Genomic DNA, 20,438 nt, shown 5'->3' with positions numbered 1-20,438 from the left:
TCCACGACCTCGCCCCCCCGGGGGGGTGGGGGGGGGGGGGGGGGGGGGGGGGGGTGGGGGGGGGGGGGGGGGGGGGCCCCCCCCGCGACCGCGAAGTACGGGCTAACGGCCTCGATGCGGGTGAGGGTTTCGGCGGTCAACAGGGGCGGTCCGGTCACCATGGCCTCAACCTACGCCCGGGCTTCCTTTCCCCCCTCCCCCTCCCCCCGCCCACCCCGCCCCCGCCTGGCGCCGCCCACCCGCCACCCACCCACCTCGCGCGACCCACCACCCACCCGGCGCCGCCCACCCACCACCCGGCCGTCTCGCTCGGCCCGTTCCCGGGGCTCCCCCCCGGGGGGTCCCCGGGGGGGGAGCCCTGAGGGAGCCCTGAGGGAGCCCTGAGGGAGCCCTGAGGGAGCCCAGGGTTTTCCCGGGTTCTCCCGGGTTCTCCCGGGTCCTGTGGCTCGGGGCCATGCCTACGGCCATGGCCCCGGCCCGGTACCCGACGCCCGATGCTCCCGCGGCGCCCGATGCCCCGTGCCCGAAATTCGGGGGCCGTTCGTCCACCCTGCGGCTACGCTCCCCGGCATGAGCGATCAGCCCTACATCGGCCCGGACGACCCGCGCGTCGTCGCCCTGACTCCTTGTGAGTTCGCGTTCCCCGGCCCGCTGCGCGACGAGTTGGTCGCTGCCGTGCTCAGCGGGGCCAAGACCAGCACCACGGGCCTGGTGGCCGACTACGAGCACGAGGGCGAGCCTCTGCCGCAGGTCGGTCGGCGGGCTTCCGTGCCCGATTCCGACGGCCGGACGGTCGCCGTGATCGAGACCGTCGAGGTCCGTGTCGTCCCGCTCGGGGAGGTGGACCTCCAGCACGCCATCGACGAGGGCGAGGACTACGACACCCTCGCCGGCTGGCGCGCGGCGCACGAACGGTTCTGGAGCAGCCCGGAGATGCTCGCCGCCCTCGATGACCCGGGATTCACCGTGGACGACGCCACCCTCGTGGTGCTGGAGCGGTTCCGGCTGGTGGCCGACCTCCGCTGAGCCCGCGCGCGGCCCGTCGGAGGGCGGCCGACCAGCGGCCGTCTCGTGTCAGCGCTTCACCGGACCTCCCGCGGCGCGCATCGACTTGTGGATCGTCTTCCACTTCTTGACCCGCTCGGAGGCCAGCCGGGCGTCCGAGCGCGAGGCGATCCATTCGTTCTCTCGCTGGAGCTTGAGGTAGCTGTCCATCCGGCGCTGCGGCAGCGTGCCGTCCGCCAGCGCCGCCTGGACGGCGCAGCCGGGCTCGGTGCGGTGCCCGCAGTCGTGGAAGCGGCAGTCCTCGCCCAGTTCGGCTATGTCGGCGAAGGCGAGGTCGACGCCTTCGCCACCGTAGAGGCCGACCTCGCGCAGCCCGGGGGTGTCGATGAGCACGCCGCCGCCGGGCAGCGGGATCAGCTCCCGGGTGGTCGTGGTGTGGCGGCCCTTCTGGTCGACCGCGCGGGCCTCCTGGACGGCCATCGCCACGGTGCCGGCGAGGGCGTTGGTGAGTGTGGACTTGCCGACGCCGGACTGGCCGATGACGGCCGTGGTGCCCGGGGTGCAGGCGCGCAGGACGTCGATGCCCTCGCCCGTCTCGGCGCTGACCACGAGCACCGTGACCCCGGGGGCCACCGCCTCGACGTCGGCGCGGATGAAGTCGGCGTCGTCGACGAGGTCGGCCTTGGTGAGGACGACCACCGGTTCGGCGCCGGACTCCCAGGCCAGGGCCAGGAAGCGTTCGATCCGGCCGAGGTCGGGGTCGGTGGCGAGCGAGGAGGCGATCAGGACGGTGTCGACGTTGGCCGCCAGCACCTGGCCGTCCGAGCGCTTGCCGGCGACCTTGCGGATGATCGCGGTGGAGCGCGGCAGCAGTGCGGAGACCGCCGCCATCGGCTGGGCGTACAGGTCGGCTGCGGCCCAGTCGCCCGTACACGGGCAGTTGATCATGTCGGCGTCGCCCACGGGCCGGGTGTCGAGGCGGACGGTGCGCACCTCGCCCGTTTCCGGGTCGGCGATGACGGCGTCGCACTGGCCTCGGTCGACCCGGACGATCCGGGCCGGGATGAGCCCGGCCTCGGCGAGCGGGGCGAATTCCTCGGCGAGTTCGGGCGTCCAGCCGTAGCCGGCCAGCGGCGACTCGTCGAGGGCCGAGGAGAAAGAGGAAGAGAGGGAGGAAGAAACGGAGGCAGCGTTGAACAACGCAGTGAGCCCTTCGGGAGGAGAACGACCCGGCGGGCTACGGCTGACGCGTGAAGGAAGAAGCGGTCAGCCGGCGGCCGGGACAAGGAGGTGAACGCGAGTACTGCCCAGGGCAGCTATCGGGGCGACAGCGACCAATGGACTCACCTCCTGCTCTCTACTCCTCGGGGCGACCCAAGCGGGCCCCGAACCGGACGGGAGAAACGCTAGCGGAATCGCAGGCTCGTGCCAATGGGTTTTTGACCTGCGGAAATGCCGCCCGAACGGGGTCCCGCCCTAGCCGTAGGAGGGGTCTACCCGCCGTACCGGTGCTTGAGGTTGGGGTCGTCCAGCCACCAGGGCCGCATCCCGGACTCCTCCTCTTCCGGCCGCCCCTCCTCCCGCGCCTGGGCCGCGGCGGCCTCGAAGCGGGCGTCCAGTTCGGCGTCCACCGCCTCGATCTCCTCCCGCCCCTGCACCACCATCCGCCGCACCAGCGCCGCCAGGAACGGCAGCCCGACCAGGTCCCCCAGCACCCAGAACGCGTTGCCGCCCCAGGTCTGGTCCTGCGCCAGGCTCGGCCCCCAGGGCCGCCCGAGCGTGACGTAGTGGTGCTCGGCGACGAGGTGTCCGCCGTAGATCAGCACCAGCCCGAGCCCGGCGTCGAAGATCACCTCGGCGAAGGTGATGAACAGCCCGACCAGGTGCGGGTACTCGTGCCCGACGGGGTCGATCTGCAGCCGCGGCCAGAAGTAGGCGAGCCCGAGCAGCACCAGCGACAGGTGCAGCACCACGTTGCCCAGCCCGCTGGAGACCGACCACTCGTACCAGGGCGTGAAGTACAGCAGCCAGGGCGGCGCCATCAGCAGCGCCGTCGACACGGCCGGGAACATCAGCACCTTGGACGGACGGCTGCGCAGCGCCCGCAGGATGCGCTCGCGCCGTCGCTCGGGCGAGGCGGCGACCAGCAGGGAGACGGGCGCGCCGAGCGCGAGCAGCAGCGGGACGACCATGAGCAGCAGCACGACCTGCACGGCCCGGTCGGTGAACAGCACGCGGTCGTACACCCCGAGCCCGGAGCAGGTGCACCAGATCCACAGCAGCAGCCCGCCGAGGAAGGCCGCCGTGCGGGTGGGCTGCCAGCGCTCCCCGGCGCCATGCGCCCCGGCACCGCGCGCGCTGGCCCCTCGCTCCTCGACCCCTCGCTCACCGGCCCCGCGCGCCCCGCCTCCCCGCCGGACGGTGCGCACCGCCGTGAGGTACCAGGCGCCGGCCAGCACCGAGAGGGTGAGCACCAGCGGCTCGAAGGTCCAGGAGGTCGCCAGGTCCGACCACTGCCATGCGGGCGGCCCGCTGTACGCCAGGTCGGAACGAGAGGCCGGGACAGCCCCCAGGCTCCCGGGGACGGCGAGAGCGCCGCCCGAAAAAGCGCCGTACATCCGTCCGCCCACCTCGTCCGCGCTCGCCGCCCGGCCGCTCCCGCCGCCGGCGCCGGGCGGGGGCCGCGGCGCCCGGCCATCCTCCCGGCCGCGACGGGCCCGTCCTCGCGCGGGGCCCGCCTCTATACCCCGCCCTGGAGAAGGCTTTACCGAACCCCGAAGGAAGCTTTGCCAAGGCAAAGTTCCGGCCTTCCGCACCCCAAGAACGCAACCGGCGGGAGGCCCCGTTCGTCTGGCAGGATGCACCGTCGGCGATATCGGCCACGTGGGTGAACGACCAAGGGGACGACAACAGGTGCGAAGCACTGCACGCGGCGAGGGCCGCCGGCTGGCCGGGCGCCACCGCAACATCGAGCTGGGCCTGCTGGCGCTCGCGGTGGCCGTCTGCCTGGCCGGGCACATCGACGCCGATCTGGCCCTGACCGGCAAGATGCCGCCCGGGCTGCTGGTGCACGGCCTCCTCCTGGGCGGCCTGGCCGGGGTGGCGCACCTGGTGGTGCGCCGGTTCGCCCCGTACGCGGATCCGCTGATCCTGCCGCTGGGCGTCTTCCTGACCGGCTTCGGCCTGATGCTGCTGGACCGGCTGGACATCTCCTACGCGGCGGTGCACGCCAAGAAGGGCGACTACCAGAAGATCCCGGCCGCGCCCTCCCAGATGATGTGGGTCTTCGTCTCGGTCGCCGTGGCACTGGCGCTGATCGTGCTGGTCAAGCACCACCGCTTCTTCCAGCGCTACGTCTACCTGCTGATGGCGGGCGCGCTGATCCTGCTGGCGGCGCCCGCGTTCTTCCCCGGCCGTCCGGAGGACTTCGGCGCCAAGCGCTGGATCCGCCTGTTCGGCCTCTCCTTCGAGCCGGACGAGTTCGTGAAGGTCGCGATCACGATCTTCTTCGCCGGCTATCTGATGGCCTCGCGCGACGCCCTGGCCCTGGCCGGGCGCAAGGTGTGGGGCCTGACCCTGCCGCGCGGGCGGCACGCCGGGCCGGTGCTGGCGATCTGGGTGGTCAGCCTGCTGGTGCTGATCTTCGAGCGCGACCTCGGCACCTCGCTCATCTTCTTCGGCGTCTTCATCGTCATGCTCTACGTGGCGACGGAGCGCACCAGCTGGGTGGTGCTCGGCCTGCTGATGGCGGTCGGCGGCGCGGCCGTGGTCGGTACGGCGGAGCCGCACGTGCACGGGCGCGTGCTGGCCTGGCTGCACCCGCTGGACTACTACAAGGAAGTCCACGACAAGGCGATCATCTCCGACCAGCCCGCCGAGGCGCTGTTCAGCCTGGGCACCGGCCACCTGACCGGTACGGGGCTGGGCTCGGGGCGTCCGTGGCTGATCGGCTTCGCCGGGCGCAGCGACTTCGTCTTCACCACCATCGGCGAGGAGCTGGGCCTGGCCGGGGTCACGGCCGTCCTGATGGTGTACCTGCTGCTGGTCCAGCGCGGGCTGCGCACGGCGATCGGCCTGACGGACCCGTTCGGCAAGCTGCTGGCGGCGGGCCTGTCCTCGGCGCTGGCGCTGCAGGTGTTCGTGGTGGTCGGCGGCGTGAGCGGCCTGGTGCCGCTGACGGGCAAGGCGCTGCCGTTCCTGGCGGCGGGCGGTTCCTCGCTGCTCGCCAACTGGCTGATCGTGGCGCTGCTGATCAAGCTGAGCGACTCCTCCGGCCGGGCCGCGCTGGAGCCGGCCCCGCCGCTGTCGGAGCCGCTGCCCGTCCAGGCGGCCGGCGCGCCCCGCGGGGAGCAGGCCCGGCCCGCCGAGCCGCAGCCCCAGCCGTTCCCCGCGCAGGAGCCGGCCTCGCCGAACGCCGATCCGGCGGCCCCCACCGAGGTGCGGCCCGCGCTCGGCGGCCGCACCCCGACGGACCCCCAGCAGCGCTCGTACGGCTACCCGCCCGCCTCGGACCACCCCGCCCAGGGGTACGGCGGCGAGAACCCGTCCTCGGCCTGAAGCAGCCTGACGACCCGACCGGCCGACGACCCGACCGGCCGACGACCCGACCGGCCGACGACCCGATCAGTCGACAATCCGACCGGCCAGACGACCCGACGACCAGACGACCAGACGACCCGAAGAACGACACAGGGCCTCCCCCGCACCCGCGGAGGAGGCCCTGCCCGTCACCCACCGAACCGTCAGTCCGTCAGACCGGCCCCGTCACCGCTGCTCCCAAGGCGGCCGCGGCGGGTACCCCGGCGGCGGCCCCGAGGGCGCCTGCTCCCCCGACGGCGGCCCCGGCGGCCCCGGCGGCCCCGCCGGCCGGTCGCTGTCCGGCGGGGGCGGCGCCGCCCGGTGGTGCGGCCCGCCCCGGGCCGTGAGCCGCCCGCGGACGTTGTCGGCGGCGAGCACGTCCGCCCACCGCTCCGGGTACTCGGAGGGCACGTCGACGTCGTCCCCCTCGTCCTCGCCCCACTCCTCCTCGTGGCCCTCCGCGAGCCCGAGTTCGCGCGCCCGCCGGGCCCGCTCCACGGCCCGCCGCGCCGCGACCTCGCGCACGACGGCCGCGGCCGCCGCCTCGTGCGCCCGCTCGTTCTCGGCCCGCGCGTCGGCAGTCTCCAGGGTGGGCCAGCGGCGGTCTATGGCGGCGTTCATGGCGGCGCCGATGAGCACCGCGAGCGCCACCACGAAGATCCACAGCAGCACGGCGACGGGCGCCGCCAGCGAGCCGTACACCGAGGGGCCCTCGACGGAGCTGACCAGGTACACGCGCAGGCCCACGCTGCAGAAGACCAGCACCACCAGGGCGACGAGCGCGCCGGGGATGTCCTCGCGCCAGGGCGTGGAGACGGGGACGGCCAGGTGGTAGAGCGTGGTGAGGGAGACGACGAGCAGCAGGATCGCCACCGGCCAGTACGCGGCGCCGACGAGCCCGGCGATGCCCGGTACGGCGTTCTCGATCAGCCCCGGACCGGCCATCAGCAGCGGCAGCACCAGGGAGCCGATGACCAGGGCGCCGAGGTAGAGGCCCAGCGACATCAGCCGGGTCTTGACGATGCCGCGCTTGCCGTCGAGCCCGTACATGACGGTGATGGTGTCGATGAAGATGTAGAGCGCCCGCGAGCCGGACCACAGGGACAGCAGGAAGCCGATCGAGACCAGGTCGGGCCGGGTGTGGTCGAAGACCTGGTTGAGCAGCGGCACGACGACCTCCCTGACGGAGGAGTCCGACAGGGCCTTCCCGGCGGCCGAGACGATGTCGTGCTTGAGGCGCTCGATGGTGCCGGCGCCGAGGAAGGAGTCGAGGTAGCCGAGGGTGGCGGCCAGGCCGAGGAGCAGCGGCGGGATGGACAGCAGGGTGAAGAACGCGGCCTCCGCGGCGAGTCCGGTGACCCGGTACTCGACGCAGGTGTTGGTGGTGTCCCTGACCAGGTCCCACGCGGTGCGGCGCCAGGTGACCGGTTTGGCCGCGCGCCGGGAGCCCTTGCCCCGGCGCCGGGAGGGCCGTTCGGGGTTCGGTCTGGGGGTTTCGCCTGCTGCTTGCACAGGGGTAACGGTATCGGGCCCGTCCCCTCCGCTTGATCTCCCCGGGGGTACCGGCGGGTGGCCGGGTGTCGAACCGGCGGTGCGGCGGGCGTTGGGACGGCCGTCGGCCCCGGGAGCGGCGGGAACCCGGCGGCGTCCCGGATAGTGAAACCAGAGCGTCCAGCATCCGGATGTTAGTGGACCGCGAGTCCCGCGCCGTGCGAATCTCTTGCCATGCCAAGCGCCGGAACCACCCTAGTAGGTCGACTCCACGTCGATCTCCTTCGCGTGTCCAGCGCCATCTGTCCGGTGACCTGAGCTCGACTCCGCCGCCCCACCGCACCCGGCGCCGTCCGCACCGCCATCCCCGTCGAAGCGGATGCGCAGGCGCCCGCCCGGCCGCCTCAGGCACTGCACCCTCCCGGCCCCTCCCGCCCTCGCGCACCCGCAGCATCCCGGGAAACCCGCAGGTCACAGCAGCACCACACGGCCGAGCACGCCCAGCGACCCACCCGGCGCCAGCGCCACCTGCCCCGAAGGACTCCAGCATGGCCACCACCCCCGAGACCGCCGAGCCCGCAGCCGAGCGTCCGGCCGCGAGCCGTCCCGCCGCGGCGCGCAAGGCGACCCGCCACCGCGGCGAGGGCCAGTGGGGCATGGGGCACTTCACCCCGCTGAACGCCAACGAGCAGTTCAAGAAGGACGACGACGGTCTCAATGTGCGGACACGTATTGAGACGATCTACGCGCACCGGGGCTTCGACTCCATCGACCCCGCCGACCTGCGCGGCCGGATGCGCTGGTGGGGTCTGTACACCCAGCGCAAGGAGGGCATCGACGGCGGCAAGACCGCGATCCTGGAGCCCCACGAGCTGGACGCCGAGTTCTTCATGCTCCGCGTGCGCATCGACGGCGGCCGTCTGACCGTCCCCCAGCTGCGCGCCGTCGCCGAGGTCTCCGAGCAGTACGCCCGGGGCACCGCCGACCTGACCGACCGGCAGAACATCCAGTACCACTGGATCCGCATCGAGGACGTCCCGGCGATCTGGCGGAAGCTGGAGGCCGTGGGCCTGTCCACCACCGAGGCCTGCGGCGACACCCCGCGCGTCATCCTCGGCTCACCGGTCGCCGGCATCGCCGAGGACGAGATCATCGACGGCACCCCCGCCATCGAGGAGATCCAGCGCCGCTTCATCGGCAACCCGGAGTTCTCCAACCTGCCGCGCAAGTTCAAGTCCGCGGTCTCCGGCTCCCCGCTGCTGGACGTGGCGCACGAGATCAACGACATCTCCTTCGTCGGCGTCGTCCACCCCGAGCACGGGCCCGGCTTCGACCTGTGGGTCGGCGGCGGCCTGTCCACCAACCCCAAGCTGGGCGTGCGCCTGGGCGCCTGGGTCCCGCTGGAGGAGGTCGCGGACGTCTACGGCGGCGTCATCGGCATCTTCCGCGACTACGGCTACCGGCGCCTGCGCAACCGTGCCCGCCTCAAGTTCCTGGTCGCCGACTGGGGTGTGGAGAAGTTCCGCCAGGTGCTCCAGGACGAGTACCTGAAGCGCGAACTGACGGACGGCCCCGCGCCCGCCGAGCCCGTCGCCCGCTGGCGCGACCACGTCGGCGTCCACCGCCAGAAGGACGGCCGCTTCTACGTCGGCTTCGCCCCGCGCGTCGGCCGCGTCGACGGCAAGCTGCTCGGCCGGATCGCCGACCTCGCCGCCGCCCACGGCAGCGACCGGGTGCGCACCACCGCCGAGCAGAAGATGCTGATCCTCGACATCGCCGAGGAGCACGTCGAGTCCGTCGTCGCCGGCCTGGAGGTGCTCGACCTGCGGGTCACCCCGTCGCCGTTCCGTCGCGGCACGATGGCCTGCACCGGCATCGAGTACTGCAAGCTCGCCATCGTCGAGACCAAGGAGCGCGGCCGCACGCTCATCGACGAGCTGGAGAAGCGCCTGCCGGACTTCCAGGAGCCGCTGACCATCAACATCAACGGCTGCCCCAACGCCTGCGCCCGCATCCAGGTCGCCGACATCGGCCTCAAGGGCCAGCTCGTCACCGACGAGCACGGCGACCAGGTCGAGGGCTACCAGGTGCACCTGGGCGGCGCGCTCGGGCTGGAGGCCGGCTTCGGCCGCAAGGTCCGCGGTCTCAAGGTCACCAGCGAGGGCCTGCCCGACTACATCGAGCGCGTGCTGACCCGCTACCGGGCCGACCGCACCGAGGGCGAGCGCTTCGCCCAGTGGACGGCCCGCGCCGACGAGGAGCAGCTGTCGTGAGCGAGAGAGCCGCACCGTTCTTCTGCCCGTACTGCGGGGACGAGGACCTGCGCCCGTCCGAGGCCGGACACGGCGCCTGGGAATGCCGCGGCTGCCGCCGCGCCTTCCAGTTGAAGTTTCTCGGATTGCTGTCGTCGACAAACGGGGCACCGGCCAACGGGGGTACGTCACATGAGCAGCACCGCGACTGACCACGCGGAGCTCGCGGAGCGCGCCGGCCGCGAGCTGGAGGAGGCCACGCCGCAGGAGATCCTGCGCTGGGCCGCCGACACCTTCGGAGCCCGCTTCTGCGTCACCTCCTCGATGGAGGACGCGGTGGTCGCCCACCTCGCCTCCTCGGTGTTCCCAGGGGTGGACGTCGTGTTCCTGGACACCGGCTACCACTTCCCCGAGACGATCGGCACCCGGGACGCGGTGGCCGCGACCATGCCGGTCAACGTCATCACGCTCACGCCGCTGAAGTCCGTCGCCGAGCAGGACGCCGAGCACGGGCCGAACCTGCACGACCGCGACCCCGACCTGTGCTGCTCGCTGCGCAAGGTCGAGCCGCTGAACCGGGGCCTCGGCGCGTACGACGCCTGGGCCACCGGGCTGCGCCGCGACGAGTCCCCGACCCGGGCGAACACCCCGGTCGTCGCCTGGGACGCAAGGCGCCGCAAGGTCAAGCTCGCCCCGATCGCCCGGTGGACGCAGGAGGACGTGGACGCCTACGTCGCCGCCAACGGCGTGCTGCTCAACCCGCTGCTGTGGGAGGGCTACACCTCGGTCGGCTGCTCGCCGCTGTCCTGCACCCGCAAGCCCGGCGAGGGCGAGGACGCCCGCTCCGGCCGCTGGTCCGGCTCGGGCAAGACCGAGTGCGGCATCCACCTCTGACCACCGATCGGCCACCGATCGACCACCGATCGACCGCCGATCGACCACGCTCAACCGACTACCGCTTAAGGACACCACCGTGACAGCTCACACCCTGGCCGCCGCCGGAGCCGCAGAGGCGGCCCCCGCGGCCGCCCCCTGCGATCGCGGCGCCACCGTGTGGCTGACCGGGCTGCCGAGCGCGGGCAAGACCACGCTGGCCTTCGCCCTGGCCGAGCGGCTGCGCGCCGAGGGCCACAAGGTGGAGGTCCTGGACGGCGACGAGATCCGCGAGTTCCTCTCCAAGGGCCTCGGCTTCTCCCGCGAGGACCGCCACACCAACGTGACCCGGATCGGCTTCGTCGCCGAGAAGCTCGCCGCCAACGGCGTCAAGGTGCTCGCCCCGGTGATCGCCCCGTTCGCCGACTCCCGCGCCGCCGTGCGCGAGCGGCACGCGGCCGCCGGCACCGAGTTCCTGGAGATCCACGTCGCCACCCCGGTCGAGCTGTGCGCCGAACGGGACGTCAAGGGCCTGTACGCCAAGCAGGCGGCCGGCGAGATCACCGGCCTGACCGGCGTGGACGACCCGTACGAGGCGCCGGAGCGCCCGGAGCTCCGTCTGCAGACCCAGGGCCGCGAGGTCACCGAGTCCGCCGCCGAACTGCACGCCTTCCTGACCGAACGGGGACTGGCATGACCACCGTGACCGACGCCTTGGTCCGCACGGACGACCCTGACCGGACTCCGGAGGGGCCCTTCGCGCTGTCCCACCTGGACGCGCTGGAGGCCGAGTCGGTGCACATCTTCCGCGAGGTCGCGGGGGAGTTCGAGCGCCCGGTGATCCTCTTCTCCGGCGGCAAGGACTCCATCGTCATGCTGCACCTGGCGCTCAAGGCGTTCGCGCCCTCGCCGGTGCCGTTCTCGCTGCTGCACGTCGACACCGGGCACAACTTCCCCGAGGTCATCGAGTACCGGGACCGCGTCGCGGCCGAGCACAACCTGCGCCTGCACGTGGCGCACGTGCAGGACTTCATCGACCGCGGCGTACTGCGCGAGCGCCCGGACGGCACCCGCAACCCGCTGCAGACCGTCCCGCTGCTCGACGCGATCGAGTCCAACCGCTTCGACGCCGTCTTCGGCGGCGGCCGCCGGGACGAGGAGAAGGCCCGCGCCAAGGAGCGCGTCTTCTCCCTGCGCGACGAGTTCGGCGCCTGGGACCCGCGCCGCCAGCGCCCCGAGCTGTGGTCGCTGTACAACGGCCGCCACGCGGTGGGCGAGCACGTGCGGGTGTTCCCGCTGTCCAACTGGACGGAGCTGGACGTCTGGCAGTACATCGAGCGCGAGGGCATCGAGCTGCCGGAGATCTACTACGCGCACGAGCGGGACGTCTTCGCCCGCTCCGGCATGTGGCTGACGGCCGGCGAGTGGGGCGGCCCCCGGGAGGACGAGCCCGTGGAGCGGCGCCTGGTGCGCTACCGCACCGTCGGCGACATGTCCTGCACCGGCGCCGTCGACTCGGACGCCACCACCATCGAGGCCGTGATCGCCGAGATCGCCGCCAGCCGCCTCACCGAGCGCGGCGCCACCCGCGCCGACGACAAGCTGTCCGAGGCCGCGATGGAAGACCGTAAGCGCGAAGGGTACTTCTAGACAATGAGCACTGCGACCGCCACTTCGCTGCTGCGTTTCGCCACCGCCGGTTCCGTCGACGACGGCAAGTCCACCCTGGTCGGGCGGCTGCTGCACGACTCCAAGTCCGTCCTCGCCGACCAGCTGGAGGCCGTCGAGCACGCCTCCCGCAGCCGCGGCAAGGAGGCGCCGGACCTGGCGCTGCTCACCGACGGCCTGCGGGCCGAGCGCGAGCAGGGCATCACCATCGACGTCGCCTACCGCTACTTCGCCACCCCCCGGCGGCGGTTCATCCTCGCCGACACCCCCGGGCACGTGCAGTACACCCGCAACATGGTGACCGGCGCCTCGACCGCCGAGCTCGCCGTCGTCCTGGTCGACGCCCGCAACGGGGTGGTCGAGCAGACCCGCCGGCACGCGGCCGTCGCCGCGCTGCTGCGGGTGCCGCACGTGGTCCTGGCCGTCAACAAGATGGACCTCGTCGAGTACGCGGAGCCCGTCTTCGCGCGGATCGCCGAGGAGTTCACCGCCTACGCCGCCTCCCTGGGCGTCAAGGACGTCCTGACGGTGCCGATCTCCGCGCTCGCCGGGGACAACGTCGTCGAGCCGTCCTCGCACATGGACTGGTACGGCGGCCCGACGCTGCTGGAGCACCTGGAGACGGTGCCGGTCGGCAGCGACCCGAGCGCCGAGAGCGCCCGCTTCCCCGTCCAGTACGTGATCCGCCCGCAGACCGAGGAACACCCCGACTACCGCGGCTACGCGGGCCAGTTGGCCTCGGGCGTGCTGCGGGTCGGCGACGCGGTCACCCTGCTGCCCTCCGGGCACACCACCACCGTCGCCGGGATCGACGCGCTCGGACGGGAGACGGACGTCGCGTGGGCGCCGCAGTCGGTGACCGTGCGCCTCGCCGACGACCTGGACGTCTCCCGCGGCGACCTCATCGCCGCCGGCGCGCTCCCGGTGCCCACCAAGGACATCGAGGCGACCGTCAGCCACCTGAGCGAGCGGCCGCTGCGCGCCGGGGACAAGGTGCTGCTCAAGCACACCACCCGCACCGTGCGGGCGCTGGTCAAGGAGATCGGCTACCGCATCGACATCACTGCGCCGATCGGGCAGGGGGGCCTCGAACAGCGCCCCGCCCCCGAGGGGTTGAACGTCAACGACATCGGCCACGTGGTGCTGCGCACCGCCGAGCCGCTGGCCCTCGACGCGTACGGCGACAACCGCCGCACCGGCTCGTTCCTCCTGATCGACCCGGCGGACGGCACCACCCTCACCGCCGGCATGGCGGGCGAGGCGTTCGACACCGTACGCGCCACGGACACCACAGAGGAGGACTGGGTCTGATGCCCAGCGAGGCGTTCTCGGGCATGGACAAGGAAGGCGGCCGCATCGGCAGCGGCGTCCTCGGCAGCGGCCAGGGCGGCCTGACGCGATGTGCGGGCCGGCAGGGCTGACACCGGCCCTGCCACCGGGCTGTCCCACCCCCCACAGCCGCCCGGCTTGCCCCGGCACCCCGCTGCCGCAGCGCCACCTTCCGACTTCCGCCCCGAGGCCGCCTCCTGACGGTCCGTCCGCGAACAGGACTCCACCATGGCACCGAACCCGTCGTCTTCGCACAGTGACGTCTCGCATAGCCGCATCCGCCCCAACGCCGGTCGCATCAGACGCACCGCCGCGGCCGCCGTCGCCGGCCTGAGCGTCGTCGCCCTGCTGTCCGCCTGCTCCTACGGCTCCAAGTCCGACGACAAGCCCGCCGCCGCCCCCGCGGCCGGTTCGGCCACCGGCGCCAAGCTCTCCGCCGACACGGTGAAGATCGGCTACTTCGCCAACCTCACCCACGGCACCCCGCTGGTCGGCCTCCAGGAGGGGCTGTTCCAGAAGGAGTTGGGCGCCACCCAGATCAAGACCCAGGTCTTCAACGCGGGCCCCGCCGAGATCGAGGCGCTCAACGCCGGCTCCATCGACATCGGCTGGATCGGCCCCTCCCCCGCGATCAACGGCTACACCAAGTCGGACGGCCAGTCGCTGAAGATCATCGGCGGTTCGGCCTCCGGCGGCGTCAAGCTGGTCGTCAACCCCGCGAAGGTCACCTCGCTGGACGACCTCAAGGGCAAGAAGATCGCCACCCCGCAGCTGGGCAACACCCAGGACGTGGCGCTGCTCAACTACCTGGCGGGCAAGGGCTTCAAGGTCGACGCGGCCTCCGGCGCGGGCGACGTCTCGGTGGTGCGCACCGACAACAAGGTCACCCCCGACGCCTACAAGCAGGGCTCCATAGACGGCGCCTGGGTGCCCGAGCCCACCGCGTCCAAGCTCGTCACCCTCGGCGCGAAGGTCCTCCTCAACGAGAAGGACGTCTGGCCGGACAAGAAGTTCGTCATCACCAACATCATCGTCTCCCAGAAGTTCCTCAAGGAGCACCCGGACGTGGTGGAGGCCGTGCTGCGCGGCTCGGTGAACACCAACGCCTTCATCAAGGCCAACCCGGACAAGGCCAAGGCCGACGCGAACGAGGCCATCAAGAAGGAGGCCGGCAACGCGCTGGAGCCGGCCGTCCTCGACCCGGCCTGGGCCGACATCGACTTCCTGGACGACCCGCTGGCGAGCACCCTGCAGTCCGAGGCCGACCACGCCGTCACCGCCGGACTCCTCAAGAAGCCCAGCCTGAACGGCATCTACGACCTCACCCTGCTGAACAAGGTCCTCGGCGCCAAGGGCCAGCCCGCCCTCGCGGACGCCGGGCTCGGCACCAAGTAACCCGAGGCGCCACGCGACTCCGAGGTCCGGACCCGCCCGCCCGGTCGATCCCCGATCGATGCCCACCGCCGCGGGCGGGCCCGGACCCCGGCTCCGACTCTCCCGCCAGCCCGACCACTGACGCAGGAGGTGCCCGGATGACCCCGGCACTGACCACCTCGGCCGACCCCACCGACGCAGCCGCCGCCGCGGCCGACGGCACGCCCGCCGTCCGCATCTCGCACGTGCACAAGTCCTTCGGCCGCGGGAGCGCGCGCACCCACGTCCTCGACGACATCACCCTCGACGTCGCCCCCGGAGAGTTCGTCACGCTGCTCGGAGCCTCCGGCTGCGGCAAGTCCACCCTGCTCAACCTCGTCGCCGGCCTCGACCGGCCGAGCGCCGGCGAGATCCAGGTGGCCGGCGGCCGCCCCGCCCTGATGTTCCAGGAGCACGCGCTCTTCCCCTGGCTCACCGCCGGCAAGAACATCGAACTCGCCCTCAAGCTCGCCGGCGTGCCCCGCCCCGAGCGCCGCGCCGAGGCCGAGCGCCTCCTCGAACTCGTCCGCCTCGGCGGCGCGTACGACAAGCGGGTGCACGAGCTCTCCGGCGGCATGCGCCAGCGCGTGGCCATGGCCCGCGCCCTCGCCCAGGGCAGCCGGGTGCTGCTCATGGACGAACCGTTCGCCGCGCTCGACGCCATCACCCGCGACGTGCTGCACGACGAGATCACCCGCATCTGGGCCGAACGCCGCCTCACCGTCCTGTTCGTCACCCACAACGTGCGCGAGGCCGTCCGGCTGGCCGAGCGGGTCGTGCTCCTGTCCTCCCGGCCCGGCCGGGTGGCCCGCGAGTGGCGGATCGACCTGCCGCAGCCGCGCCGCATCGAGTCCTCCGGCGTGGCCGACCTGTCCATCGAGATCACCGAAGAACTGCGTGGGGAGATCCGCCGCCATGTCCAGCACTGACACCAAGCCCGCGCCCGGCCACGGCGGCGCGCCGGTCGGCGACAGCGCCGAGGTCGGCGCCGGACTGGACGCCCTCGACACGGTCTCCGACCACCGCCGCCCGCTCGGCGAGGTGCTGCGCACCAAGGCCCTGCCGCCGCTGATCGGCGTCCTGGTGGTGCTCGCGCTGTGGCAGGGCGCGTACAGCCTGCACCTCACCTCCTCGTACAAGCTGCCCAGCCCGGCCGACGTGTGGGGCTCCCTCCAGGAACTCTGGTACAAGGGCACGCTGTTCGAGATCATCTGGACCAGCGTGTGGCGGGGCCTGTCCGGCTTCCTGCTGGCCGTCGTCATCGGCACCCCGATCGGCCTGGTCGTCGCCCGGATCCGGCCGGTGCGCACCGCGATCGGGCCGGTCCTGCAGGGCCTGCAGTCGCTGCCCTCCGTCGCCTGGGTGCCGGCGGCCGTCATCTGGCTCGGCATCAACGACTCGATGATGTACGCGGTGATCCTGCTCGGCGCCGTCCCGTCCATCGCCAACGGCCTGGTCGCCGGCATCGACCAGGTGCCGCCGCTGTTCCTGCGCGCCGGACGCACCATCGGCGCCACGGGCCTGGCCGGCGCCCGGCACGTGCTCCTCCCGGCCGCGCTGCCCGGCTACCTGGCCGGGCTCAAGCAGGGCTGGGCGTTCTCCTGGCGCTCGCTGATGGCCGCCGAACTCGTCGCCTCCTCCCCCGACCTCGGGCGGGGCCTGGGCCGGTTCCTGGAGGACTCGCGCGAGTTCTCCGACATGTCCGGGGTGCTGCTCGGCATCATCCTCATCCTGTTCGTCGGCATCGCCATCGAGCTGCTGGTGTTCACCCCGGTCGAGCGCCGGGTGCTGCGCAACCGCGGCCTGCTGGCCTCCTCGAAGTAAGGCGCCGCACGTGCCCGCCCTCCTCCTGATCGCCCACGGCAGCCGCGACCCGCGCCACGCCGCGACCGTCGCCGCGCTCGTCGAGGAGGTGCGGGCCCAGCGGCCCGGCCAGGACGTCGCCACCGCCTACCTGGACCACTGCGCGCCCCGGCTGCCCCAGCTCGTCCACCGCTACGGGCCCGGCGAGGCCGTCGCCGTCCCGCTGCTGCTCAACCGGGCCTACCACGCCAAGCACGACATCCCCGCCGCCCTGCGCTCGGCCGGCTCCGCGCTGCCGGTCGCGGACGTCCTCGGCCCCTCCCCGCTCCTGCTCGCCGCCCTGGAGCGGCGCCTCGCCGAGGCCGGGCTGGACGTCCGCTCCGCCGCCGTGCGCGCCCGCACCGGCGTGGTCCTGGCCGCGGCCGGCTCCTCCGACCCCGCCGCCGACGCCGCCACCCGCGCCCTGGCCGCCCACTGGCACCGCACCCGCGGCTGGGCCGCCGTCGAGGTCGCCTACGCCTCCGCCACCGGCCCCCGCGTCCCCGACGCCCTCGCCGCCCTCCGCACCGCCGGCGCCACCCGCACCGCCGTCTCCCCCTACCTCCTCGCCCCCGGACTCCTCCCCGACCGCATCGCCACCGCCGCCACCGCCACCGACCACCTGGCCCGGGTCCTCGGCCCCGCCCCCGAACTGGCCACCCTCATCCTCCACCGCCTCGACACGACGGCCCCCGCGGCCGGACTGCTCGCGGCCTGACACTCGCGGTCTAACTCTCGCGGAACCGCCCGCCGATACGGGCGGCACGATCGTGCCGATCCGCGAGGTCGCGCAGTGCGAGGTCGATGGCCTCCTTCGCCGTCCGCGCCCCCGTGAGCGCCATCACGCGCTCCAGCGCCTCCTCGTCGACGTCGGCCGGAGTCACCACCTCGTCCTCGGTCGGCTCGTGCGTCCCGCAGTGCTCCGCGGCCGCCTCGACGTCCGTGCTCTCGCCGTCCACGAGCAGCAGGGTGCCGCACGCAGGTGGGCAGCTCAAGGCGCCGTCACCCGGTCGGGTGACGGCGCTCGGGGCGTGCCGGGTGTCCGTAGCGCGCCCCCGCTGTCGGTCGGGGGCGAACGGTCCGGTAGCGTCGGCAAGTCCGGCCGGGCGGCCGGGAGTTGAGGGGGGAAGCGTGAGGGTCGGGCTGGTGGGCTGGGTGCCGAGGCTGGTCGTCGGCACGGGGGTGGTGCACCTGGTGTACGGCGGGGTGCAGGCGAACGCGTGGGGGGAGATCTGGCGCGACGGGGTGGTGGCCGCGGCGGCGGGGGCGGATCCGGGGCCGCGGGAGGCGTCGGTCTGGTACGCGGTGTGCGGGGTGGCCCTGGTGGGGATCGGGCTGCTGGCGCGGTGGGCGCTGCGGGAGACCGGGCGGCTGCCCGCGCCGCTGGGGTGGCTGCTGATCGCGCTGGGGGCGCCACTGTGCGTGCTGTACTTCCCCGGCTCCGGCGGCTGGCTGCTGCTGGCGGTGGGGGTGCTGGCGCTGGTGGCGGCGAGGCGGCGGACGTAGCGGAACGCGAAAGGGGGGCGGGTCCCGAGGACCCGCCCCCCTTTCGTCGCGGTGCGTCAGTCGACGGCGCGGCGCTGGCGGCCGGTGCCGTAGTTGGAGCCGGACTTGGAGCCGCTGCCGGGCTTGGCGCGGCCGCTGGAGCGGCCGATGAAGCCGGCGGCCTGGGGGCGGCCGCCGTTGCCGGCCTGCTGCTTGGGGCGGGGGCGGCGCGGGTTGCCGTTCATGTCGACGTCGGCGGGCAGCGCGGAGCGCTTGCCGGGGCGGCGGCGGGCGTTGGCGGGCTTGTCGCCCTTGGCCTCGGCGGCCGGGGTCACCGCGGCGACGGGCACCGCGACGGTGACCGGGACGCCGCTGGGGGTGCGGGCGCCGGTGATCTTGGAGAGGTCGGCGTCGCCGGGGCGGATCTTGGTGACGGTCGGCCGGATGCCGGCGACCGTCATCAGCCGGTTGACCTCGCGGCGCTGCTCGGGCAGGACGAGGGTGACGACCGTACCGGACTCGCCCGCGCGGGCGGTGCGGCCGCCGCGGTGCAGGTAGTCCTTGTGGTCGACGGGCGGGTCGACGTTGACGACGAGGTCGAGCCCGTCGATGTGGATGCCGCGGGCCGCGACGTTGGTGGCGATCAGCGCGGTGACGTGGCCGTCGCGGAACTGGTCGAGCACCCGGTTGCGCTGCGGCTGGGACTTGCCGCCGTGCAGGGCCGCGGCCTTGACGCCGTTGGCGAGCAGCTGCTTGGCGAGGCGGTCGGCGCCGTGCTTGGTGTGCACGAACATGATCACCCGGCCCTCGCGGGAGGCGATGTGCGCGGTGGTGGACGCCTTGTCCGCCGGGTCGAGCTGGAGGACGTGGTGGTCCATGGTGGTGACGGCGCCGGCCGAGGGGTCCACCGAGTGGGTGACCGGGTCGGTGAGGAAGCGCTTGACCAGGCGGTCGACGTTGCGGTCGAGGGTGGCGGAGAACAGCATCCGCTGGCCGCCCTCGGCGACCTGCTCCAGCAGCTTGCTGACCTGCGGCAGGAAGCCCATGTCGGCCATCTGGTCGGCCTCGTCCAGGACGGTGATGGCCACGTCGGAGAGGTTGACGTCCCCGCGCCCGATCAGGTCGTCGAGGCGGCCGGGGGTGGCGACGAGCACCTCGGTGCCGCGGCGCACCGCGTTGGCCTGCCGGTTGATCGACATGCCGCCGACGACGGTGGTGATCCGCAGGTTGACGGAGGTGGCGTACGGGGTGAGCGCCTCGGTGACCTGCTGGGCGAGCTCGCGGGTGGGCACCAGCACGAGCGCGAGCGGGTGCCGGGCGACGGCGCGGGCGCCGGCGGTGCGGGCGAGCAGCGACAGGCCGAAGGCGAGGGTCTTGCCGGAGCCGGTGCGGCCGCGGCCGAGGACGTCGCGCCCGGCGATGGAGTCGGGCAGTGTGGCGCCCTGGATCGGGAACGGCGCGGTGACGCCTTCGCGGGTGAGCGTGCTGAGGATCGCCTTGGGCAGGTCCAGCTCGGCGAAGGTCGCCGCCGGCGGGCGCGCGGGGGTGCCCTCGACGACGGTGAACTCGGCGGCCTCGGGGATGGCGGCGCGGGTGCCCTTGGGGGCACCGGAGCGGCCGCCCCGGGGCTTGCGCGGGCCGCCGGTGCGGGCCTCGCCCGAACCGGAGGTACGGGGGGCGCCGGAGGTGCGGCGGGGGCCGGCGGCGCGGTCGCGCGGCTGGCGGGCAGGGGTGGTCACAGGATCTCCGTCCATCGGTCCTCAGCCCCGTCGACGGGACTGGTCGGCCGTGGTCTGGAGTGCGCCGCCCCGGCCGTACGGCGGCATGAGCGGGGGCCCGCACCTGCTGGTGCGGGCCCCCACGTCACAAGATTCGCGAGCTCTGCGGTTCGCGAGTCAGCGTGACGGCTGAGGTCAGCCGATCACGCGGATGTTCTCGGCCTGCGGGCCCTTCTGGCCCTGGGTCACGTCGAACTCGACCTGCTGGCCCTCGAGCAGCTCACGGAAGCCCTGAGCGGTGATGTTCGAGTAGTGCGCGAACACGTCCGGGCCGCCCTCGGCCTGCTCGATGAAGCCGAAGCCCTTTTCGCTGTTGAACCACTTCACGGTGCCGGTAGCCATAACCGTCTCCTCTAACTGGGGCGTCAGGAATTCACACCTCGTGAATCCCCACGTAGCCGCGATCCCCATCCGGAGGCTGAAACACCGGACAAAACAAATGCGCCTGTTGGTTGGTACCAGCAGGCGCACACATACGTTCATGGGAACCAAAACTGCAACTGCTTCGACTGTAGCACGGCGGCACCCCGGTTGACCGGGGATTTAGGGCCCGAGAGATCACGTTTGCGGGCCCCGGGAACGGGGCAGGCGGGGGCCCCCCCCCCCCGGGGGGCCCCCCGGGGGGCCCCCCCCCGGCCCCCCCGGGGGGGGGCCCCCCCGCCCCCGCCCCCCCCCCCGGGGGGGCCCGGGGGGGGGGGGGGGCCGGGGCGGGGGGGGGGGCCGC

Annotated in this window: 20 protein-coding genes; 14 read left to right on the top strand and 6 right to left on the bottom strand. The window is 73.3% G+C overall.

Annotated features, from left to right (window positions below; all coding sequences use genetic code 11):
* Positions 1-570: 570 nt before the first annotated feature.
* Positions 571-1,026 carry an ASCH domain-containing protein gene (locus ACIBCA_RS33105; protein ID WP_396286773.1) on the top strand — a complete coding sequence of 152 codons (456 nt, stop codon included), beginning with the start codon at positions 571-573 and terminating at the stop codon, positions 1,024-1,026.
* 48 nt (positions 1,027-1,074) lie between these two features.
* Here the strand turns inward: ACIBCA_RS33105 and rsgA are convergent, their stop codons facing one another.
* Together rsgA and ACIBCA_RS33095 are read right to left on the bottom strand one after the other, a co-directional pair.
* Complete coding sequence (rsgA, locus tag ACIBCA_RS33100; protein ID WP_396286772.1) at positions 1,075-2,205, bottom strand: ribosome small subunit-dependent GTPase A; 1,131 nt, start codon at positions 2,203-2,205, stop codon at positions 1,075-1,077.
* Between the two features lie 293 nt (positions 2,206-2,498).
* Positions 2,499-3,623, bottom strand: coding sequence for a cytochrome c oxidase assembly protein (locus ACIBCA_RS33095; protein WP_396286771.1), 1,125 nt, complete (start codon positions 3,621-3,623; stop codon positions 2,499-2,501).
* Between the two features lie 295 nt (positions 3,624-3,918).
* Between ACIBCA_RS33095 and ACIBCA_RS33090 the strand changes: the two genes are divergently transcribed.
* Positions 3,919-5,562 carry an FtsW/RodA/SpoVE family cell cycle protein gene (locus tag ACIBCA_RS33090; RefSeq protein WP_396286770.1) on the top strand — a complete coding sequence of 548 codons (1,644 nt, stop codon included), beginning with the start codon at positions 3,919-3,921 and terminating at the stop codon, positions 5,560-5,562.
* A 207-nt stretch (positions 5,563-5,769) separates the two neighbouring features.
* Here ACIBCA_RS33090 and ACIBCA_RS33085 read toward each other — a convergent pair whose 3' ends face one another.
* Positions 5,770-7,095 carry a YihY/virulence factor BrkB family protein gene (locus ACIBCA_RS33085; protein ID WP_396286769.1) on the bottom strand — a complete coding sequence of 442 codons (1,326 nt, stop codon included), beginning with the start codon at positions 7,093-7,095 and terminating at the stop codon, positions 5,770-5,772.
* Positions 7,096-7,308: 213 nt separating this feature from the next.
* On the opposite strand from ACIBCA_RS33085, the gene ACIBCA_RS33080 reads away from it, so the two are divergent.
* The 11 genes from ACIBCA_RS33080 (at position 7,309) to ACIBCA_RS33030 (ending at position 17,169) form a co-directional block, all read left to right on the top strand.
* Positions 7,309-7,392, top strand: a complete 84-nt coding sequence (locus ACIBCA_RS33080) for a putative leader peptide (protein WP_310593185.1) — start codon at positions 7,309-7,311, stop codon at positions 7,390-7,392.
* A 230-nt stretch (positions 7,393-7,622) separates the two neighbouring features.
* On the top strand, positions 7,623-9,347 hold the full coding sequence (locus ACIBCA_RS33075) for a nitrite/sulfite reductase (protein ID WP_396286768.1): 1,725 nt from the start codon (positions 7,623-7,625) through the stop codon (positions 9,345-9,347).
* The gene (locus tag ACIBCA_RS33070; protein WP_396286767.1) at positions 9,344-9,538 is read left to right on the top strand and encodes a hypothetical protein; all 195 of its coding nucleotides are present in this window, start codon (positions 9,344-9,346) and stop codon (positions 9,536-9,538) included. Before ACIBCA_RS33075 ends, ACIBCA_RS33070 begins: the two co-directional genes overlap by 4 nt.
* Entirely contained in the window at positions 9,519-10,220 is a 702-nt protein-coding gene (locus tag ACIBCA_RS33065; protein WP_396286766.1) for a phosphoadenylyl-sulfate reductase, read from the top strand. The genes ACIBCA_RS33070 and ACIBCA_RS33065 overlap by 20 nt, the downstream gene beginning before the upstream one ends.
* A 94-nt stretch (positions 10,221-10,314) precedes the next feature.
* A complete protein-coding gene (cysC, locus tag ACIBCA_RS33060) occupies positions 10,315-10,896 on the top strand; it encodes an adenylyl-sulfate kinase (RefSeq protein WP_396286857.1) in 582 nt (193 codons plus the stop codon).
* A complete protein-coding gene (gene cysD, locus ACIBCA_RS33055) occupies positions 10,893-11,849 on the top strand; it encodes a sulfate adenylyltransferase subunit CysD (RefSeq protein WP_396286765.1) in 957 nt (318 codons plus the stop codon). Before cysC ends, cysD begins: the two co-directional genes overlap by 4 nt.
* Positions 11,850-11,852: 3 nt before the next feature.
* Complete coding sequence (locus ACIBCA_RS33050; RefSeq protein WP_396286764.1) at positions 11,853-13,178, top strand: sulfate adenylyltransferase subunit 1; 1,326 nt, start codon at positions 11,853-11,855, stop codon at positions 13,176-13,178.
* A 246-nt stretch (positions 13,179-13,424) separates the two neighbouring features.
* Positions 13,425-14,591, top strand: a complete 1,167-nt coding sequence (locus ACIBCA_RS33045) for an aliphatic sulfonate ABC transporter substrate-binding protein (protein WP_396286763.1) — start codon at positions 13,425-13,427, stop codon at positions 14,589-14,591.
* Positions 14,592-14,728: 137 nt separating this feature from the next.
* The gene (locus ACIBCA_RS33040; RefSeq protein ID WP_396286762.1) at positions 14,729-15,538 is read left to right on the top strand and encodes an ABC transporter ATP-binding protein; all 810 of its coding nucleotides are present in this window, start codon (positions 14,729-14,731) and stop codon (positions 15,536-15,538) included.
* Positions 15,525-16,433 (top strand): ABC transporter permease, encoded by a 909-nt coding sequence (locus ACIBCA_RS33035; protein WP_396286761.1) that lies wholly within the window; start codon positions 15,525-15,527, stop codon positions 16,431-16,433. The genes ACIBCA_RS33040 and ACIBCA_RS33035 overlap by 14 nt, the downstream gene beginning before the upstream one ends.
* Positions 16,434-16,443: 10 nt before the next feature.
* Positions 16,444-17,169 carry a sirohydrochlorin chelatase gene (locus ACIBCA_RS33030; protein ID WP_396286760.1) on the top strand — a complete coding sequence of 242 codons (726 nt, stop codon included), beginning with the start codon at positions 16,444-16,446 and terminating at the stop codon, positions 17,167-17,169.
* 10 nt (positions 17,170-17,179) lie between these two features.
* On the opposite strand, the gene ACIBCA_RS33025 is transcribed toward ACIBCA_RS33030, so the two are convergent.
* The gene (locus ACIBCA_RS33025) at positions 17,180-17,446 is read right to left on the bottom strand and encodes a type II toxin-antitoxin system VapB family antitoxin (protein ID WP_396286759.1); all 267 of its coding nucleotides are present in this window, start codon (positions 17,444-17,446) and stop codon (positions 17,180-17,182) included.
* A 136-nt stretch (positions 17,447-17,582) separates the two neighbouring features.
* On the opposite strand from ACIBCA_RS33025, the gene ACIBCA_RS33020 reads away from it, so the two are divergent.
* Positions 17,583-17,957 (top strand): DUF6463 family protein, encoded by a 375-nt coding sequence (locus ACIBCA_RS33020; RefSeq protein ID WP_396286758.1) that lies wholly within the window; start codon positions 17,583-17,585, stop codon positions 17,955-17,957.
* Positions 17,958-18,013: 56 nt separating this feature from the next.
* Here the strand turns inward: ACIBCA_RS33020 and ACIBCA_RS33015 are convergent, their stop codons facing one another.
* Together ACIBCA_RS33015 and ACIBCA_RS33010 are read right to left on the bottom strand one after the other, a co-directional pair.
* A complete protein-coding gene (locus ACIBCA_RS33015; RefSeq protein WP_396286757.1) occupies positions 18,014-19,675 on the bottom strand; it encodes a DEAD/DEAH box helicase in 1,662 nt (553 codons plus the stop codon).
* 174 nt (positions 19,676-19,849) lie between these two features.
* Positions 19,850-20,056, bottom strand: coding sequence for a cold-shock protein (locus ACIBCA_RS33010; protein WP_031078438.1), 207 nt, complete (start codon positions 20,054-20,056; stop codon positions 19,850-19,852).
* Positions 20,057-20,438 lie beyond the last annotated feature (382 nt).

This window comes from Kitasatospora sp. NPDC051170, assembly GCF_044455705.1.
Taxonomy (GTDB): Bacteria; Actinomycetota; Actinomycetes; order Streptomycetales; family Streptomycetaceae; genus Kitasatospora.
Note: the sequence above shows the minus strand (reverse complement) of the source record. Positions and strands in the feature narration are given on the sequence as shown.

Bases quoted from the DNA above. Each gene is read 5' to 3' on its own strand.
- ACIBCA_RS33105 (WP_396286773.1), top strand. From the start codon at position 571: ATGAGCGATCAGCCCTACATCGGCCCGGACGACCCGCGCGTCGTCGCC.
- ACIBCA_RS33095 (WP_396286771.1), bottom strand. From the start codon at position 3,623: ATGTACGGCGCTTTTTCGGGCGGCGCTCTCGCCGTCCCCGGGAGCCTG.
- ACIBCA_RS33080 (WP_310593185.1), top strand. From the start codon at position 7,309: ATGCCAAGCGCCGGAACCACCCTAGTAGGTCGACTCCACGTCGATCTC.
- ACIBCA_RS33075 (WP_396286768.1), top strand. From the start codon at position 7,623: ATGGCCACCACCCCCGAGACCGCCGAGCCCGCAGCCGAGCGTCCGGCC.
- ACIBCA_RS33065 (WP_396286766.1), top strand. From the start codon at position 9,519: ATGAGCAGCACCGCGACTGACCACGCGGAGCTCGCGGAGCGCGCCGGC.
- cysD (WP_396286765.1), top strand. From the start codon at position 10,893: ATGACCACCGTGACCGACGCCTTGGTCCGCACGGACGACCCTGACCGG.
- ACIBCA_RS33050 (WP_396286764.1), top strand. From the start codon at position 11,853: ATGAGCACTGCGACCGCCACTTCGCTGCTGCGTTTCGCCACCGCCGGT.
- ACIBCA_RS33045 (WP_396286763.1), top strand. From the start codon at position 13,425: ATGGCACCGAACCCGTCGTCTTCGCACAGTGACGTCTCGCATAGCCGC.
- ACIBCA_RS33040 (WP_396286762.1), top strand. From the start codon at position 14,729: ATGACCCCGGCACTGACCACCTCGGCCGACCCCACCGACGCAGCCGCC.
- ACIBCA_RS33035 (WP_396286761.1), top strand. From the start codon at position 15,525: ATGTCCAGCACTGACACCAAGCCCGCGCCCGGCCACGGCGGCGCGCCG.
- ACIBCA_RS33010 (WP_031078438.1), bottom strand. From the start codon at position 20,056: ATGGCTACCGGCACCGTGAAGTGGTTCAACAGCGAAAAGGGCTTCGGC.